General features: G+C 68.1%; 19 protein-coding genes. 16 read left to right on the top strand and 3 right to left on the bottom strand.

The features are described from left to right. Positions 1 to 18 precede the first annotated feature (18 nt). Positions 19 to 753 (bottom strand): 16S rRNA (uracil(1498)-N(3))-methyltransferase, encoded by a 735-nt coding sequence (locus AC3QL3_RS17070; protein ID WP_492895283.1) that lies wholly within the window; start codon positions 751 to 753, stop codon positions 19 to 21. Positions 754 to 951: 198 nt separating this feature from the next. Here AC3QL3_RS17070 and AC3QL3_RS17065 point away from each other — a divergent pair, with 198 nt between their 5' ends. Continuing rightward, positions 952 to 1,893: an alpha/beta hydrolase gene (locus AC3QL3_RS17065; protein ID WP_492895282.1), complete on the top strand. Its 942-nt coding sequence runs from the start codon at positions 952 to 954 to the stop codon at positions 1,891 to 1,893. Here the strand turns inward: AC3QL3_RS17065 and AC3QL3_RS17060 are convergent. Then, on the bottom strand, positions 1,818 to 3,233 hold the full coding sequence (locus tag AC3QL3_RS17060) for an adenosylmethionine--8-amino-7-oxononanoate transaminase (RefSeq protein ID WP_492895281.1): 1,416 nt from the start codon (positions 3,231 to 3,233) through the stop codon (positions 1,818 to 1,820). The genes AC3QL3_RS17065 and AC3QL3_RS17060 overlap by 76 nt on opposite strands. 74 nt (positions 3,234 to 3,307) lie before the next feature. Here AC3QL3_RS17060 and gspG point away from each other — a divergent pair, with 74 nt between their 5' ends. From gspG to AC3QL3_RS17015, 9 genes are all read left to right on the top strand, one after another. After that, positions 3,308 to 3,727, top strand: coding sequence for a type II secretion system major pseudopilin GspG (gene gspG / locus AC3QL3_RS17055; protein ID WP_492895280.1), 420 nt, complete (start codon positions 3,308 to 3,310; stop codon positions 3,725 to 3,727). A gap of 86 nt (positions 3,728 to 3,813) precedes the next feature. Next, a complete protein-coding gene (gspH, locus tag AC3QL3_RS17050) occupies positions 3,814 to 4,311 on the top strand; it encodes a type II secretion system minor pseudopilin GspH (protein WP_492895279.1) in 498 nt (165 codons plus the stop codon). A 59-nt stretch (positions 4,312 to 4,370) separates the two neighbouring features. Next, a complete protein-coding gene (gene gspI / locus AC3QL3_RS17045; RefSeq protein WP_492895278.1) occupies positions 4,371 to 4,784 on the top strand; it encodes a type II secretion system minor pseudopilin GspI in 414 nt (137 codons plus the stop codon). A 122-nt stretch (positions 4,785 to 4,906) separates the two neighbouring features. Next, the gene (gene gspJ / locus AC3QL3_RS17040; RefSeq protein WP_492895277.1) at positions 4,907 to 5,536 is read left to right on the top strand and encodes a type II secretion system minor pseudopilin GspJ; all 630 of its coding nucleotides are present in this window, start codon (positions 4,907 to 4,909) and stop codon (positions 5,534 to 5,536) included. Then, positions 5,533 to 6,486, top strand: coding sequence for a type II secretion system minor pseudopilin GspK (gene gspK / locus AC3QL3_RS17035; protein WP_492898967.1), 954 nt, complete (start codon positions 5,533 to 5,535; stop codon positions 6,484 to 6,486). The genes gspJ and gspK overlap by 4 nt, the downstream gene beginning before the upstream one ends. A gap of 85 nt (positions 6,487 to 6,571) precedes the next feature. Beyond that, a complete protein-coding gene (gspL, locus tag AC3QL3_RS17030) occupies positions 6,572 to 7,777 on the top strand; it encodes a type II secretion system protein GspL (RefSeq protein WP_492895276.1) in 1,206 nt (401 codons plus the stop codon). Beyond that, the gene (locus AC3QL3_RS17025; RefSeq protein WP_492895275.1) at positions 7,774 to 8,265 is read left to right on the top strand and encodes a type II secretion system protein M; all 492 of its coding nucleotides are present in this window, start codon (positions 7,774 to 7,776) and stop codon (positions 8,263 to 8,265) included. The genes gspL and AC3QL3_RS17025 overlap by 4 nt, the downstream gene beginning before the upstream one ends. Positions 8,266 to 8,315: 50 nt before the next feature. After that, on the top strand, positions 8,316 to 9,086 hold the full coding sequence (locus AC3QL3_RS17020; protein WP_492895274.1) for a type II secretion system protein N: 771 nt from the start codon (positions 8,316 to 8,318) through the stop codon (positions 9,084 to 9,086). Beyond that, a complete protein-coding gene (locus tag AC3QL3_RS17015) occupies positions 9,083 to 9,892 on the top strand; it encodes an inositol monophosphatase family protein (RefSeq protein WP_492895273.1) in 810 nt (269 codons plus the stop codon). The genes AC3QL3_RS17020 and AC3QL3_RS17015 overlap by 4 nt, the downstream gene beginning before the upstream one ends. A gap of 9 nt (positions 9,893 to 9,901) precedes the next feature. Here the strand turns inward: AC3QL3_RS17015 and AC3QL3_RS17010 are convergent, their stop codons facing one another. Next, positions 9,902 to 11,407 (bottom strand): dioxygenase family protein, encoded by a 1,506-nt coding sequence (locus AC3QL3_RS17010; protein WP_492895272.1) that lies wholly within the window; start codon positions 11,405 to 11,407, stop codon positions 9,902 to 9,904. Between the two features lie 122 nt (positions 11,408 to 11,529). Here AC3QL3_RS17010 and AC3QL3_RS17005 point away from each other — a divergent pair, with 122 nt between their 5' ends. The 6 genes from AC3QL3_RS17005 (at position 11,530) to AC3QL3_RS16980 (ending at position 16,628) form a co-directional block, all read left to right on the top strand. Continuing rightward, on the top strand, positions 11,530 to 12,093 hold the full coding sequence (locus AC3QL3_RS17005; RefSeq protein ID WP_492895271.1) for an RNA polymerase sigma factor: 564 nt from the start codon (positions 11,530 to 11,532) through the stop codon (positions 12,091 to 12,093). Next, positions 12,086 to 13,087, top strand: a complete 1,002-nt coding sequence (locus tag AC3QL3_RS17000; RefSeq protein ID WP_492895270.1) for a FecR domain-containing protein — start codon at positions 12,086 to 12,088, stop codon at positions 13,085 to 13,087. The genes AC3QL3_RS17005 and AC3QL3_RS17000 overlap by 8 nt, the downstream gene beginning before the upstream one ends. A gap of 52 nt (positions 13,088 to 13,139) precedes the next feature. After that, positions 13,140 to 13,700, top strand: a complete 561-nt coding sequence (gene nudE, locus AC3QL3_RS16995; protein WP_492895269.1) for an ADP compounds hydrolase NudE — start codon at positions 13,140 to 13,142, stop codon at positions 13,698 to 13,700. Then, positions 13,697 to 14,503 carry a 3'(2'),5'-bisphosphate nucleotidase CysQ gene (gene cysQ, locus AC3QL3_RS16990; RefSeq protein ID WP_492895268.1) on the top strand — a complete coding sequence of 269 codons (807 nt, stop codon included), beginning with the start codon at positions 13,697 to 13,699 and terminating at the stop codon, positions 14,501 to 14,503. Before nudE ends, cysQ begins: the two co-directional genes overlap by 4 nt. 73 nt (positions 14,504 to 14,576) lie before the next feature. Next, the gene (gene mazG, locus AC3QL3_RS16985; protein WP_492895267.1) at positions 14,577 to 15,389 is read left to right on the top strand and encodes a nucleoside triphosphate pyrophosphohydrolase; all 813 of its coding nucleotides are present in this window, start codon (positions 14,577 to 14,579) and stop codon (positions 15,387 to 15,389) included. Positions 15,390 to 15,509: 120 nt separating this feature from the next. After that, positions 15,510 to 16,628: a choice-of-anchor Q domain-containing protein gene (locus AC3QL3_RS16980; RefSeq protein ID WP_492895266.1), complete on the top strand. Its 1,119-nt coding sequence runs from the start codon at positions 15,510 to 15,512 to the stop codon at positions 16,626 to 16,628. Positions 16,629 to 16,647 lie beyond the last annotated feature (19 nt).

Genomic DNA, 16,647 nt, shown 5'->3' with positions numbered 1-16,647 from the left:
GCGCGAGCGCCTCGCCTCTTAAAGATCGCCGTGGATCGCTTGCAACGCGGCCAACGCGGCGAGGCCGGCAGTTTCCGTGCGCAGGATGCGCGGGCCCAAGCGCAGGCCGCGGAAGCCGGCCTGATCCAAGGTCGCCAGATCGTGCTCGGACAGGCCGCCCTCGGGGCCGACCGCCAGCGTAGCGAGCGTGCCGACCACCAGTTCGCGCGCGCCGATGTCGCCGTGCGGGTCGAGAGCGAGGCGTAAGCCGGCCTCTTCATCGAGTGCGGCAGCCCAATCGGCCAGCTTCATCGGCTCGGCCAGTTCGGGCAGGCGGTTGCGGCCGCATTGTTCGCAGGCGGAAGCGATCACCGCTTCCCAATGCGCGAGGCGGCGTTCGGCGCGTTCGGCGTCGAGCTTGACCTCGGTGCGATCGGTCACCAGCGGCACGATGCGCGCGACGCCGAGTTCGGTCGCCTTCTGCAGGATCCAATCCATCTTCTCGCCGCGCGCGATGCCCTGGCCGAGGGTGATGCGCAGCGGGCTTTCGCGCTCAGGCGCGGTGGCCGAATCGAGCACGCGCGCGGTGACCGAGCGCTTGGCCAGCGACGCGAGTTCGCCGGCGTACTCGCCGCCGTCACCGTTGAACAACCGTAAGGGATGGCCGCGATCCAGCCGCAGCACGCGCGCGATGTGCTCGCCGGCCTGCACCGGCAATTCGACTTCGCCGCCAGGACGCAGCGGTTGCGGCACGTAGATACGGGGGATGCGCATGGAAGCCTCCGGAGTGCCGTGACGTGGCGATTGTGCGCAAGCGTGCGCGCGGACGCCAGCCGGTGCGCGGCCGGCGCGTTATGCTGACCCGGCCCCTGTCAGGGAGTTCCCAACGATGCGGCGAGCCGGTCGGATGGATGCTGCGGAGTCGGCATGGCTGGCTTCCAATCGGCGAACTGAGCGGCCGGAGAGGCCGCGATGATTCGACGCGTGGTTCTGTGGCTGCTCGCCTTCGCAGTCATGTTTCTGGCGGCGACCTATGCGCTCGTCACGCTGTTGAGCTGGCCGGACCAGAAGCAGATCGGGCCCGCGCCGGCCGATCTGCATGCGCAAGCCGTGCGCATCCCGAGCCGATCCGGCACCGATGTGCACGGCTGGTTCGTACCAGGCAGGTCCCAGGGCGGGGCGGTGCTGTTGCTGCATGGCGTCCACGCCAATCGTTTGGCCATGCTCCAGCGCGCCCGTTTCCTCGTTGCCGCGGGCTACGCCGTGTTGCTGATCGATTTTCAGGCACACGGGGAAAGTTCGGGGCGCCGCATCACGTTTGGGTATCTGGAAAGCCTCGATGCGCGAGCAGCGTTCGACTACTTGCGCCAAGCCGCGCCGGGCGAGCGCATCGGCGTCGTCGGTGTTTCGATGGGTGGCGCTGCGACGGTGCTGGCCGAGCCGCCGTTGCCGGCTGACGCCTTCGTGCTGGAACAAGTCTATTCGACCATCGAAGAGGCGCTCGACAACCGTCTGCGGCTCCGCCTCGGTGCGCTCGGAACATGGATAGCGCCGCTGATCCGCATGCAGATGAGCTGGCATCTGGCGGTCGACGCGAACTGGCTGCACCCGGTCGAACATATTGCGGCGCTGCGCGCTCCGGTCCTGATGATCGCCGGCGAACAGGACCAGCACACGACGCTGGAGCAGTCGCGCGCGTTGTTCGCGGCGGCGAACGAGCCGAAGCAGCTATGGGTTGTCGCCGGCGCGGCCCACGTGGATCTGAGTGCGTATGCCGGCGCAGAGTACGAACGCCGCCTGCTCGATTTTTTAGCGCCGCTGTTGCGGCCCGCACAAACTCAGCCGACCGCCTTGTCGATCCCTTCCGCCGCAACCTCGACCATGAAATCGATCTCTTCGGGGGTGATGCAGTAGGGCGGCATGAAGTAGACGACGTTGCCGAGCGGGCGCAGCACGGCGCCGCGTTCGAGGCCGTGCCGGTAGACGCGCAGGCCGCGGCGTTCGGCCGCCGCGAACGGTTCGCGCGTGGCTTTGTCGCGCACCAGTTCGACCGCTGCGATCATGCCGGTCTGGCGCACGTCGGCGACGTGCGGATGCGCGGCCAACGGTGCCAGGCGCGCGGCCAGATGCGCGGCGAGCGCACGGTTGCGTTCGAGCACGGGTTCTTCGCGCAGCACCGCGAGCGTGGTCAGCGCGGCGCGGCAGGCGATCGGGTTGCCGGTGTAGCTGTGCGAATGCAGGAAGGCTTTACCGGCCGCGTAGTCGGCGTAGAAGGCGTCGTACACATCCGGCGTCGTCAGCACGGCCGAGAGCGGCAAGGTGCCGCCGGTGAGTCCTTTCGACAAGCACAGAAAATCGGGGACGATGCCGCCCTGCTCGCAGGCGAACAAAGTGCCGGTGCGGCCGAAGCCGACCGCGATTTCGTCAGCGATCAGGTGCAGCTCGAATTCGTCGCAGAGCGCGCGTAGACCGGTCAGGTAGAAAGGGTGGTACATGCGCATGCCGCCGGCGCACTGCACCAGTGGCTCGACGATGACCGCGCAGAGTTCGTGCGCCTGCCGTTCGAGAATCGCGCGCATGGCTTGCAGTGCGCGCTCGGCGCACGCCGCGGCGTTCTCGCCGGCTGCGCCTTCGTAGGCGTCGGGCGAGGGTGCGAACACCGGTTCGAGCAGCAGCGGTGCATAGGTCGAGCGATACAGCGCAACGTCGGTCACCGACAGCGCGCCGAGCGTCTCGCCGTGGTAGCCGCCGGTCAGCGCGACGAAGCGCGTGCGTTCGCCGCGTCCTTGATTCTTCCAGTAGTGGAAACTGAGCTTAAGCGCGACCTCGATCGCGCTGGAGCCGTTGTCTGCGTAGAAGACGCGGGTGAGGGTCGCGGGTGCGCTCGCGAGGATTTCCCCGTTCTGAGCTGCAGCAGAGCGAGCCGCGGTGCGGCGTGGCGCGATGCGCACCAGTTCCTCGGCCAGCTCGATCGCAGGCTCGTGCGTGAAGCCGGCCAGCATGACGTGATCGAGGCGGTCGAGCTGGTCCTTCAGCGCAGCGACGATGCGCGGATGGCGATGGCCGAGCAGGCAGGTCCACCACGAGCTGACTGCGTCGAGGTAGCGGCGGCCGTCGTGGCCGTGCAGCCAGGCGCCTTCAGCGCGCGCGATCGGCAGCATCGGCAGAGTCTGGTGGTCGTGCATTTGCGTGCACGGATGCCAGACCACGGCAAGATCGCGTGCCGCGAGCTGGGCAGCAAAAGAGGATTCCATAGCCCTGATATGATCCGGCCCGCCTCCATCTCCGCACAAGTCTTGCCATGCGCAGCGTTTCGGCTTCCGGTTTCATGCGTTCCGCTCCGCGCGGATTCACTCTGATCGAAATCCTGGTCGTGGTCGTGATCCTCGGCATCCTCGCCGCGATCGTGGTGCCGCGCGTGATGGAGCGCCCGGGCGAGGCGCGCATGACGCGCGCGAAGCAGGACGTGGCCAGCGTCACTACTGCGCTGAACCTTTACAAGCTCGACAACTTCTCCTATCCGAGCAACGAGCAAGGCCTCGAAGCCCTGCTGGTCAAACCGTCCGGCCAACCCGAGGCGCCGAACTGGAAAGGACCCTATCTCGATCGCGTGCCGAAGGACCCGTGGGGCAAGCCGTACCAGTACCAGCGCCCCGGCCAGCACGGCGAGATCGACATCTACAGCTACGGCGCCGACGGCAAACCCGGCGGCGAGGGCGAGGCGGCGGACGTCGGCAATTGGGATTGAAGGGGCCGAGATTGGGGATTCGAGATTGGGGATTGGATAGAGCAGAACTTTACGAGGCGGCGGGCTTGCGCTCTTCCGAATCCCCAATGCCCAATCCCCAATCCCGGCCTTCCAACGGATTCACGCTGATCGAACTCCTGGTCGTTGTGGTGATCATCGGCGTGCTCGCGTTGGCCTTGACCCTGGCGGTCGCCGGCAGCACTGAGCGCCAGCTCGCCAATGAAGCGGAACGTTTTCGCGCCTTGCTCGCGCACGCTTGCGGCCAGGCCGAGCTGTCGGGACGCGAGATCGGCGCGGTGCTCGATGCGAGCGGCTATGCCTTCCGCCGCCTCGACGGCGCCGAATGGCGCGAACTGGGCAGCAGCGAATTGCGCACGCGCCAATGGCCGAGCGCCTTGCGGCTCGAACTCAGCCGCGCCGGCCGGCCGCTGGAACTCGCGAAAGCGGACGCCGCGCCGCAACTGGTCTGTTTTTCTTCCGGCGAGCTGACGCCGTTCGCGCTGACGCTCGCACTCGGCGACGGCACGCCGCGCTACCGCGTCAGCGGCAGCGAGGACGGAACGGTGAAGGTCGAGAGGTTATGAAGAGGCCGGGATTGGGGATTGGGGATTGGGGATTCGGAAGAGCGAAAGCGCGCAGCCGAGTGCAAGCCTGCTTTACCCAATCCCCAATCTCCAATCCCCAATCCCGGCTCTCCAAAGGCTTTACGCTGCTCGAAGTACTGATCGCACTCGCCGTGGTCGCCATCGCGCTGCTCGCGCTGACGCGCGCGGCGAGCGTGCAGGTGCGCAGCTTCGATGCGCTGCGCGAGCGCACCTTTGCCGGCTGGGTCGCCGCCAATGCCCTGGTCGAAGGCCGGCTCGCCAATCCGTTCCCGCCGACCGGCCAAAGCGAGGGCCGCACGCGTCTGGCCGAGCGCGAGTGGCGCTGGACGCGCGAGGTGAAGGCGACGCCGGATGCCGACGTTCGTCGCATCGACATTCAAGTGTTCGCCGGTGACGCGAAGGAACCGTCGGCGACGCTGAGTGGGTTTGCTGGCCGGTATTTGTCGCCGTGAGGCCGGGATTGGGGATTGGAGATTGGGGATTGGGTAAAGCGGGCTTGCGCTCGGCTGCGCGCTTTCGCTTTTCCGAATCCCCAATCTCCAATCCCCAATCCCAGCCCCTCCGCGGCTTCAGCTTGATCGAACTCCTAGTTGCGCTAGCCGTGTTCGCAGCTCTGGCCGCGGCGGCGTACGGCGGGCTGGGACAGCTCGCGCGGACGCGTGTGGCCTTGGCCGCGCAACAGGATCGCCTCGCCGCAATCACGCGTGCGGTGGATGCGCTCGAACGCGATCTGCGCCAGGCGGTGTCGCGCTCGGTGCTCGGCAGCGGACGCAACGATGCGGTGTTGCCGGCCGTGGTCGGGAGCTCGAACGCGGTCGAACTGACCCGGCTTGGTTACGCCAATCCGCGTGCCGAGCCGCGCAGTCATCTCGAGCGCGTCGTCTACACGCTCGACGCCGGCAGCGTGCGCCGCGGCCGCTACGCCGTGCTCGATCGCGCGCCCGGCTCGGTGCCGGCGACGAGCGCCTTGCTCGAGCGTGTCGGCGAGTTTCACCTGCGCTATCTCGGTTGCGATTCGGCTTGGCGCGAGAGCTGGCCGCCGGCGCAAATCACTTGCCAGGACGACGCCAAGCTGAGCGAGCGGCTGCCGCGCGCGATCGAGTTTCGCCTCGTGCTGCTCGACTACGGCGAGATTCGCCGATTGGTCGAGTTGCCGGCGTCCACGCCGTCGGCCGCACCAGGAAGCCCGCAGGGGGGTGGATGAAGCGTTCGTTGCAACACCAGCGTGGTGTCGCGCTGCTGGTCGCGCTGCTCGTTGTCGCGCTGGCGACGATCCTGATCGCGGCTTTGCTCGATCGCGGCGAGCTGGCGCTTGCGCGCACACGCAATGCGCTACGCGGCGAGCAGGCGGAAGCCTATGCGCAAGGGCTGGAGGCGTACGCGGCCGAAGTACTGCAGAAGAAGCAAGGCTCGGACACCAACACGAGTCCGTGGATGATGCCGCTGCCGACGCAGCCGGTGCCGGGTGGTCTGATCGCTGCGTCGATGCGCGATCAGAATGGGTGCTTCAATCTCAACAATCTTGCGCCGACCGTATCGTCCAGCACGCGGCAAAAATGGAGAAAAATTTTTACGCAGTTGCTGGAACATGTTGGTGCTCCCTCCACGATCGAACAGGCGGTCGAAGCTTGGCTCGATCCGAATGCACCGTCCGAGTCGAACTTCTATCTTGCCCAGCCGGTTCCGTATCGCCCTCGCGGCGGCTTGTTCGCGCACGTGTCCGAACTGCGTCTGGTGCGCGGTGTGACCGGCGAGGTATACGCCAGGCTCGCTCCGCACGTCTGCGCGCTGCCGCCCAACACGTTGATCAACGTGAACACGGCAACGATGCATGTGTTATGGAGCATGCTGAACAACGGAACCCAAGCCGACGCCGAAAGACTTTGGCGCGGCGGGCAAGCCAACTATGGCGGACCAGATGAATTCCTGCGGGAGGCAGGCCCTTCTTCTTCCGATTCGATCGGAAACCTACTCGCCATCAACAGCACCTACTTCCTCGCCCGCAGCGACATCCTCCTAGACAGCGTCCCGTTCACCTTCTACAGCCTGATCCAAAACGACGGCAAAGGCGGCGTTCGCGTGCTGCAGCGCAGCCGCGGCGCCGACACCGCGCTGGCCGCGGCGGCGCCGATCGCAGCGAGCGACGCGCCTTAACGAACGGGCGCGTAAGCATGCCGATCGACCCGCGAAATCTCGCGCGGCACTGACTTACAATCGTCGCGAATTCTCTGGGGCTGTCATGTCCGATCGATTGTTGCTGCGCCTCGCTCCCGACTGCGGCCTGAGCTGGCTGCGCCAAGGCGCCGGCGTGCGCGAGCCGGTTTCGACGATCGGCGTGCCGCCGGCGGCCGTTTTGCAAAGCGCCGGCGAGATCGTCGTGCTGGTGCCGGCCGAAGAAGTGCTGCTGACCGAAGTCGCGTTGAGCGCGCGCAACCGCGCGCAGCTGATGCAGGCGCTGCCGTACGCGGTCGAGGATCAGTTGCTGGCGCCGGTCGAGGAACTGCATTTCGCCGCAACGCGCGGGAACGGCGAGCGCGTCGGCGTCGCGGTGGTGGCGAAAGAGCGCTTGCACAGCTGGCTGCGGCATTTGGAAGAGCTCGGCGTGCGGCCCGATCGTCTGCTGCCGGAATCGCTGGCGCTGCCGCTGACGGCCGAGCGCGCCGCGGTCTGGATCGAGAACGGTCGTGCCTTGGTACGCCTCGGTCCGTGGTCCGCCTTCGCCTGCGGCCTCGAGGAGCTGCCGGGTTGGCTGGCGCAATTGCGCGCGGGCGGGCAGTTGGCGCCGCTCGAGGTGCGCGATTTCCGCACGCAGACGATGCCAGCCATGGTGCTGCCGGCGACCGCCCAGCGTGAACGCCAGCGCGACCCGCTGGCGCTGCTGGGGACAACCTTGGCTGTGTTGCCCGAAGCAGCCTCGATCGATCTGCTCGAAGGCGAGTTCGCGCCGCGGCATCGGCACGCCAGCGGCGCGCGCGGCTGGCGTCTCGCGGCGGCGCTGGCCGCGGCGGTCGGCCTGCTCGCGTTCGGCGGGCTGGTTCTGGAAGTGGTGCAGCTCTCGCGCACCGAAGCGCGTTTGGAGACGCAGGCAGCCGACGCGGTGCGCAGCGCGTTTCCCGATCTGGACGCGGCGCAGCTCGCGCGCTCGAGTCCGGAGCAGTTGATGCGTGGACGCTTGGAGCGGCTGCGCGGCGGCGCCGACGCCAGCGGTCTGCTGCGGCTGCTCGGCCAGCTCGCACCGGTGCTCGGCAGCAGCACCGGCATCCAGACGCGCGGTATGGAATATCGCAACGGCCGCTTCGAACTGGCGCTGCGCGCAGCCGACGTCGCCGGCGTCGACGGCGTGCGCGAACGGCTGGTCGCGGCCGGCTTGCCGGCCGAAGTCACCGCCGCGAACCCCGGCAGCGACGGCGTCGATGGCCGCATCCGCATCGGAGGCAGCCGATGATCGCCGAACGTTGGCAATTGCTGGCCGCGCAGGAAAAGCGCGCGCTGCTCGCCGGCGGTGCACTGGCGGCGCTGTTGCTCGGCTGGGCGCTGATCTGGCATCCGCTGGCGCAGCGCCGCGCCGAGCTGCGCCAGCAGGTCGAACAGAGCCGGCACGAATTGGAATTCGTGCAGCGCGGCAGCGCCGAGGTCGAGCGTCTGCGCGCCGCCGGTACGCGTTCGCGCGCCGACCGCCAGGGCCGTTCGCTGCTCGCGCTGGCGGACGCCACCGCACGCAGCGGCGGGCTCGAAACCGCGCTGAAGCGGGTCGAGCCGGTCGGCAGCGGCAGCGTGCGCGTGAGCTTGGAATTCGCCCGTTTCGACGCGTTGGTCGAATGGGTCGAGGAACTCGCGCGCGGTTACGGCGTCGAAGCGACGGACTTTTCCGCCGATCGCGCCGATGGCGTCGGCCTCGTCAATGCGCGCATAACACTGCAGGATGCGCCATGAGCGGCCCCGTTCCGACGCTCCCCTTGCACCCGGTCGAAAGAAAGAACGCGATGCGAACCGTCAAGATTCTGCTGTTGTTGCTGGTGCTCGGCCTGATCGCCGCCGGCTTGTTGTTCTGGCGTCTGCCGGCCAGCGTCGCGGTCCGTTACGGCACCAAGTATTTGGGCCCGGTCACCCTGACCGGCGTGCGCGGCACGCTGTGGGACGGTCACGCCGACGGCATCAGCGTGTTCGGCCGCGATCTGGGCGAACTCGATTGGCACATGCAGAAGGCGCCGCTGCTCGACGGGCGCTTCGTCGCCGACGTGCGCATCAAGGGCGCCGACGTCGACGCGGTCGGCTCGATGACGCGCAACGGCGACGGCTCGATGCAGTTGCGCGAGATGCGCTTCAGCGTGCCGGCCGAGCTGCTCGCTTCGAGCCTGGACCTGGCCGAGGTGAAGCTGCTCGGCACGATCAGCGGGGTGGTGCGGCAAGCGACCTTCGCCGCCACCGCGCTCAGCGATGCCAGCGGCGATGCGCGCTGGAGCGGTGCCGGCGTCGTCGCGCCGCAAGGCGAGACGCGCCTGCCTGACATGCTGAGCCAGTTCGCCTCGCTGCCGGACGGCGGCCTCGGTGGTCCGGTGCGCGACGACGGCAGCGGCAATCTCGCCATCGACGGCAATTTCAAAGTCGGTTTCAACGTGCTCGACGCGCAAGCGCGGCTGTCGGCGCGCAACGGCGATGCCGCGCTGGCCGATACGCTGCGCCGCATCGGCATACCGCAAGCCGACGGCTCGACCTTGTTCGTCGTGCACGGTCAGATGATCAAGTTCCGATGAGCGCGGCGCCGACGGCGCAATTCCTCCAGCGGGCGCTCGCCGCCGCCCAGCGCGCCGCCGATGCCGCCGAGGCGATCGTGCGGCCGCGCTATCGCGCGCAGGATTTTTCCGTCGTCACCAAGGCCGATGCGACGCCGGTGACCGAGGCCGATCGTGAGGCCGAGGCGGCGATCAAGAACGTATTGCGCGCGGAGTTTCCGCAGCACGCGTTCTACGGCGAGGAAGAAGGCCGCGAAGGCGAAGGCGACTGGCTCTGGCTGATCGATCCGATCGACGGCACCAAGGCCTTCGTGCGCGGCTATCCGATGTTCTCCACCCAGATCGCGCTGATGCACGCGGGTGAGCTGGTGCTCGGCGTGTCCGCCGCCGGCGAATACGGCGAGCGTGCCTGGGCCGTGCGCGGCGGCGGCGCATTCCTGCGTCGCGACGGCGAGCCGCAGCGCCTTCGCGTCGCCGATACCGCCCAATTCGGTCCGGCGGCTGCGATCTCGACCGGCAACTTGAAATCTCTGGCGGCCTCGCCGGCGCGCTGGAACGCCTACGGCGAGTTGGTACGCCGAGTCGGTCGCATTCGCGGCTACGGCGATTTTCTGCACTACCACCTGCTCGCGCGCGGCGCGATCGATCTGGTGATCGAATCCGACCTCAATATCTTGGACATCGCGCCGCTGGTGGTGATCGTGCGCGAGGCCGGTGGCGTGTTCACCGATCTCGACGGCCAGGCGGTCGGCCTCGACACGCGCAGCGCGCTGGCCGGTACGCCGGCGCTGCACGCGCAAGCGCTGGCGGCGTTCGCGCAGAGTTGACGAGCGCACTCAGTCCGGTTTCGCGCAACGCTCGTAGTCGGGCACATTGAGGCCGAGCACGATGTCGCGCTGCACATACCAGCCTTCGCTCTCACGCTGTGGCTGCACGATGCCGCTGCCGCCGTGCGCGGCGCGTTCGCGCTCGCGCAAGGCCGGCGTCAGGCGCGGATCGTCGGCGAACAGCACGTCGCCGAGATAGTAGGTGCAGCGCCTCGGTTCGATCGCGTGCAGATGCACGTGCTGCGGCACCGCTTCGCCGGGATAGCCGCCGGGGCGGATGCTGAGGAAGGTATAGCGACCATCGGCATCGGTGCGTGCCCATCCGCGCAGGCGGCCGTGGCGGGCGGCTTCGCCGCTCAGCTTGGGGTCTTGCGGGTAGAGGCCGCCGCGATCGGTGTGATACGCGTAGACGACGATGCCGCGCTGCGGCTGCCCTTGCGCATCGCGCACGATGCCGGACAAGCGCAGCGGCTCGCCCGGTTCGGACGGCGTTGCCAACCGGCTGATCGAAGCGAGCCGCGCCGGCAGGCCGTCGAGCGCGGCCTCGCAGCCTTCGCAGGGCAGGCCGACGATGGTTTCATGGCCGCTCACGCCGGTTGCTTCCTGCGTGCCGATGACGATCTCGAGTGCGCGATCGGAGGTCAGCGCGCGCGTATCGATCTCGGCGCTGGCCGCCGCGCGCAGCGGACTGAAGAGTTCGACCTGGATGCGCGATGGCTCGCGCGCGCCTTGCAACGAGACGCAACCGGCCTCGTCGCTGCGCGCCCAGCGCACGCGTTGCGGCGCGGTCGAGTCGGGCAGGCTCAAAGCGAGCAAGGCCTCGGCGCGTGGCGAAGCGGGGGCATCGACGAAGCAGACGCGATGCGTCGTCGTCTGCGGTGACGGCGTCAGCGCCACGGTCGACGACAGGCGATCGGGCGCGCTCCACAGCCGGCCTTTCGGCGTATCCGGATCGTCGTCGGCGGAGGCTTGCGCATAGGTCGCTTGCAAGAAATTCATGGCATAGCGCGCCTGCGCCGCCAGCGGCGATGTCCAGCCGTCGGCGAGTGGATCGAAGTGCCAAAGCAGGCGGCGTTGCGCGAAGGCGTAGCCTTGCGCCAGATCGGCCAGCGGCAGTGCGAAATCGCGCGAAGCGGCGGCGAGCCGGTCTGCCGGCAGATGGGCCACGTACCAGCCGGTCTGCACACCGGCGACGGCTTCGAGCAAGGCCGCGGACGGTGGCGCACCGGTCAGGATCAGGAAGGCGCGGAAGCGGTCGTCGCCGATCGTCGCGGCCGTTGCGCGCAAAGCCTGCGCGATCCGCGCCGCCTCGCTCGGCGCGGTAGTCGAGGGTAGGAACACCAGTAAACCGGCGTCGTAGCCGTGCTGGCATATCGGGCAGACGTCGCGACCGGCGTAAGCGCCTTGCAGATGGTGTACGTCGATCGCCGGCAACGCGTCCCAGCGCGGCAGGCCGCTTTGCGCTTGGACGAACGAGGCGATCCAGAGCAGGATGAGGCTGAGCCAACGGGGCATGGCGAACTCCACGGAGAATGGCTCCAGCAAGAGCGGCGCCGAGCCTGCGCCGTTAACCGTCGGTGCGCGGTTAACGTTTCGCGCACCGCTGCGCTCTTCATCGACACGAACGAGGAGTTCCGTTGCACGAAACGGCCGCCGGTCCGATCAGCGCGTTCGACGTCGCACGCGACGTGCGTGCCGCGCGCGATGGCGCGCAGGCGGCGTATGCGCGGCTGTATCGCCGCTTCGCGCCGCTGGTGCACGGCATCCTGCTCGGCCGTTTTCGCCCGGCGCTGGCGGACGAATTGACTCAGGAGTGTTTCGCGCTCGCGTTCCAGCGCCTGGCCCAGCTCAAAGAAGAGCACAAGTTCGGGCCGTGGATCGCGACGATCGCGCGACGCCTGCAGGCGCCGGCAGCGCACGAGGTGACGACGGACGAGCTGCCCGAGCGCGCCTCGACCGCGGCGTCGCCGGAGCAGCGCGCCGAAGCCGAGCGCATCCTGCGTGTGCTGGCGAGCTTGCCGGAGGCGTATCGAGAAACCCTGACCTGGCGCCTGGTCGAAGGACTCGGCGGCGCCGAAATCGCGGCACTGGCCGGACTCACGCCCGAATCGGTGCGCGTCAATCTGCATCGCGGCATGACCAAGTTGCGCGCCGCACTCGGGCTCGAAAGCGCGCAGCAGGCGGAGGTGCGAGATGAGTGACATCGAAGATGCGCTGTGGGATCCCGCCGCCGGCGGCGATGAAGAAGTGCGTCGTTTGCAGGCCTTGCTGACGCCGTACGGCGCGCGTGCGCGCGGTGTCGACGAATGGAAAGGCAAGCCGGTGGCACCGGCGCGACGGCACCGCGCATTCGCGGCCGTCTTGGCGGCCGGCCTCGCCGCGAGCGTGGTCGCGTGTGCCGGCTACTACTACCGTTTGGCGTGGAGCGAGGGACGCGCGTGGTCGGTCGCGGTGGAGGGAGGCGCGGCACAGACCACGCAGCTCGCGCCCGGCGCGGCGCTCGAAACCGGCGCTGCGGAATCGTTGACGGTGGACGTCGCCCGCATCGGGCGCATCCAGCTGTCGCCGCAATCGAGCTTGCGCTTGCTCGAAACGCGCAGCGGTCGGCATCGGGTCAGCCTCGATCGCGGCCATTTGCGCGCGCGTATCTGGGCGCCGCCCGATTACTTCGGCGTCGACGCGGGTGCGGCCGAACTGGTCGATCTCGGCTGCGATTTCGAGGTGTGGAAAAGTGCCGACGGCCGCGGCCGTGTCTACGTGCGCAGCGGCTGGATCGCTTATCGATTGGGCGCGCAGGAAGTGCTGTTGCCGTCGGGCTTCGCGATGGATTTCAACGGCGAACGCGCCTCGACGCCGTTGCGACCCGAGGCGTCACCCGCCTTCGCGGCGGCGGTGCGTGATTTCGAGCGTGAGCTCGAAGCGTCCCGGCCGCCGCCTGCCGCCGCCGAACGCGTCGCCGATGCCGCCGCCGATGCGGATGCGTTCACGTTGCTGAGCTTGCTGACGCGACATCCGTGGTTGGCGCAGGGTGCGTTGTATCCGAGACTCGCGCGCGCCTTGCAGGTTTCCGCCGACGACACCGCGCATCGCGCGGCTTGGGCGGCAGGCGATCAAGCCGCGATCGGCGCTTGGTGGCAGGAGATTCCGACCCAGCCCAAGCAATGGTGGGCAAACTGGGCCGACGCCTTGCCGTGAATCGGGCGGCTATTCGCGGCCGCCGCCGGCGGCTCTCCCGTACAATCGCGTCATGCGCAAGCCGCCGATCATCCGCCAGACCCGCACCGTCGACGACAGCCGTTTCCTGCGCCTGGAGCAGGTCGATCTCGAGTTCTCCAACGGACAGCAGCGCACCTTCGAGCGGCTGCGCAGTTCGGGCCTGGGCGCCGTCATCATCGTGGCGATGCAGGACGAGGACACCGTGCTGCTGGTACGCGAGTACGCGGCCGGCATCGACCGCTACGAACTCGGCTTGCCGAAGGGGCGGCTGGATCGCGATGAGACGGTCGAGCAGGGCGCCGATCGCGAGCTGAAGGAAGAGGTCGGCTACGGCGCGCGCGAGCTGCACATCCTGGGCCGTTTGTCGCTGTCGCCCAACTACATGACCGCGATGACGCACATCGTGCTCGCGCGCCAGCTGTACCCCGAGCGTCTGGTCGGCGACGAGCCGGAGGAGCTGGAAGTGGTGCCGTGGAAATTGTCTGAATTGCATCGTTTGCTCGAGCAGCCCGACGTGACCGAGGGCCGTTCGATCGCCGCGCTGTTCATCGCGCGCGAATTCCTCGCCGGTCGCTTCCGGCCGCAGCCATGAGTCTCTCGCTCGAACAGCTCGCGCGCGCCGCCGCCGCGATCGCAGAACGCGCGGCGGAAGCGATTCTGGAGGTGTACGAATCGGATTTCGCGGTCGAGCAGAAGGACGATCGCACGCCGTTGACCGCGGCCGACCTCGCCTCGCATCGCCTGATCCTGGCCTCTCTGAACGAGCTGACGCCGGAACTGCCGGTGCTGTCGGAGGAATCGGCCGGCGTCGCCTGGAGCGAACGCGCGCGCTGGTCGCGCTACTGGCTGGTCGATCCGCTCGACGGCACGCGCGAGTTCGTCAAGCGCAACGGCGAGTTCACGGTCAACATCGCGCTGATCGATGCGCAGCGGCCGGTGCTCGGTGTGGTGCAGAAGCCGGTCGGCGGCGAACTGGCCGTGGCTTGGCAGGGCGGCGAAGCCTGGTTCGCTGAAAGCGCCGGCGCCAAGCCGCGCCGACTGAGTACGCGCCGACGCGACGTGCCGCTGGTCGTCGCCGGCAGCCGCTCACACGCTTCCGAACACGAGGCGCATCTGCTCGCGCGGCTCGGTCCCTGCGCGAAGATGCCGCTCGGTTCTTCGTTGAAGTTCGTGCGCATCGCCGCCGCCGCCGCCGATCTCTATCTGCGTTTGGGTCCGACGTCGGAATGGGATACCGCAGCCGGTCAATGCGTGCTGGAACAGGCCGGCGGCGCGGTGTTCGATTTCGACGGCCAGCCGCTGCGCTACAACACGCGCGATTCGCTGTTGAATCCGGACTTCTTCGCGGTCGGCGATCTTGCCGCCGACTGGTCGGCGCTGCTGACCAAACCGTAGCGATCGGCACGTAGCCTTTGCCGTCGGCGGCGATGCGTCGCCGCGTCGCCCGTTTCCTTCGAGTCATTCCATCATGCGATCCGCTGCCAAACCTTCCATCGACGACCTGCTCGAGATCATGGCGCGTTTGCGCGACCGCGAACGCGGTTGTCCCTGGGACGTCGAGCAGACTTTCGAGACGATCGCGCCGTACACGATCGAGGAAGCCTACGAAGTCGCCGATGCGATCGACCGGCGCGACTACGCCGACCTGCGCGACGAGCTCGGCGATCTGCTTCTGCAAGTCGTCTTCCATGCGCGCATGGCCGAGGAAGCAGGCCATTTCGCCTTCGCCGACGTAGTCGACTCGATCTGCGACAAGATGGTGCGGCGCCATCCGCACGTGTTCGCCGATGCGCGCGTCGAGTCAGCCGCTGCGCAGACGGCGAGTTGGGAAGCCCTGAAGGCGGATGAGCGCGCCGCCAAGGGCGAGGCCGACGGCAGCGCCTTGGCCGGCATTTCGCGCGGCTTGCCCGAGTGGCAGCGTGCGCTGAAGCTGCAGAAGAAAGCGGCGCGAGTCGGTTTCGATTGGCCCGACGTCGGGCCGGTGTTCGACAAGCTGCATGAAGAGATCGAGGAAGTCCGCGCCGAATTCGCCGCCGGCGAAGATCGTGCGCGTCTGACCGACGAAATCGGCGACGTGCTGTTCGTCTGCGTCAACCTTGCGCGGCATGCCGAGGTCGACGTCTCGCAGGCGTTGCGCCAGGCGAACGCGAAGTTCGAGCGGCGCTTCCGCCGCATGGAGGCGATCGCCGCCGCCGCCGGTGAGACGCTGGCGCAGAAACCGCTGGCCGAGCAGGACGCGCTGTGGGATCGCGCCAAGAGCGAGGAGGTCCGCGGCCGCTGATCTCGCCGGCGCGCAAACCGAGATCGCGCTGCATTGTCTCAACGCGGCATCGTTTGGCGTTTCCTCAAGCAATGTCTGCGCCCAGCAGACGAAGCGGAGCGAGGCGGCGATATGCGCGACATGAGCAAGAGGGGATGGGCCTGCGTGTTCCTGGCGGCGGCGCTGGGCGTTGCGGCGACGGCGCAGGCGGCTAACGGCGTAGTCGGCCCAGGCAACTGCAACGAGGACGGCTTCGGCGACGTGCTCGCCGCGGTCGACGGCAGCGGCGGCGGCACGATCACGTTCGCGTGCGGAACGGCGACGATCGCGTTCAGTCTGTACCAGCACATCGCGAATGCGGTCGTCATCGACGGTGGCGGCACGATCACGTTCGACGGCGGCAATGCCTCGGCGTTCTTGCAGGTTTACGCCAGCGCGCACGCGACGCTGCGGCGCCTGACCCTGCGCCACGGCAAGAACGGAGACGTGCACGCGCTGGAGAATTTCGGCGTGTTGCGGCTCGACCGCGTGCACGTACAAGACAATGTCTCCGACGGTGCTGCGGTGGCCAACGACGGCACGCTGGTGGTGCAGGCGAGTACCTTCAGCGGCAATCGAAATACCGGGCTCAATGGCGACGGCGGCGCCATCGCGCATCGCAACGGGGACCTGATCGTGCGTACCAGCACGTTCAGCGGCAATGTCGCCACGCGCAACGGTGGCGCGATCCACAGCAGCGCGAGCGCGACGATCGTCGATTCCACCTTCAATGCCAACAGCGCCGGCGGTGGCGGTGCGGCGTTCTACCAAGAAGGCAGCGGCGCGAGCCGCATCGACTACGCCACCATCGCCGGCAACAGTGCATCGTTCGGCGGCGGCTTGTACAAAGAGGGGAGCGCAGCGGCGACGCTGACGATCGGTCGTTCGATCATCGCCGACAATCCCGGCGGCAACTGCGACGGCGTGTTGGAATCGGCCGGCTACAACCTCTGGTTCGGCGCGACTCAATGCCCGTTCTCGCAAGCCGGCGACGGTGCCGGCAATCCGCTGCTCGGTGCGCTGGCGAACAACGGCGGGCCGACGCAGACGATGCTTCCTGCCGGCGCTAGCGCCGCGGTCGACCGTATTCCGTCGGTGCAGTGTTTGTTCTTTCTCGATCAGCGCGGTGGCGGACGTCCGGCTGGCGCGGGTTGCGACAGCGGCGCGGTTGAAGTCGGTGCGGTGCTCGACCTCTTGTTCCAGGATGGATTCGAGTACTGAGCCGTCGACGCTGGCAGAA

The sequence above is a fragment of the Dokdonella sp. GW821-FHT11D02 genome, assembly GCF_058808595.1.
This window is presented reverse-complemented; position numbering and strand designations above follow the sequence as displayed.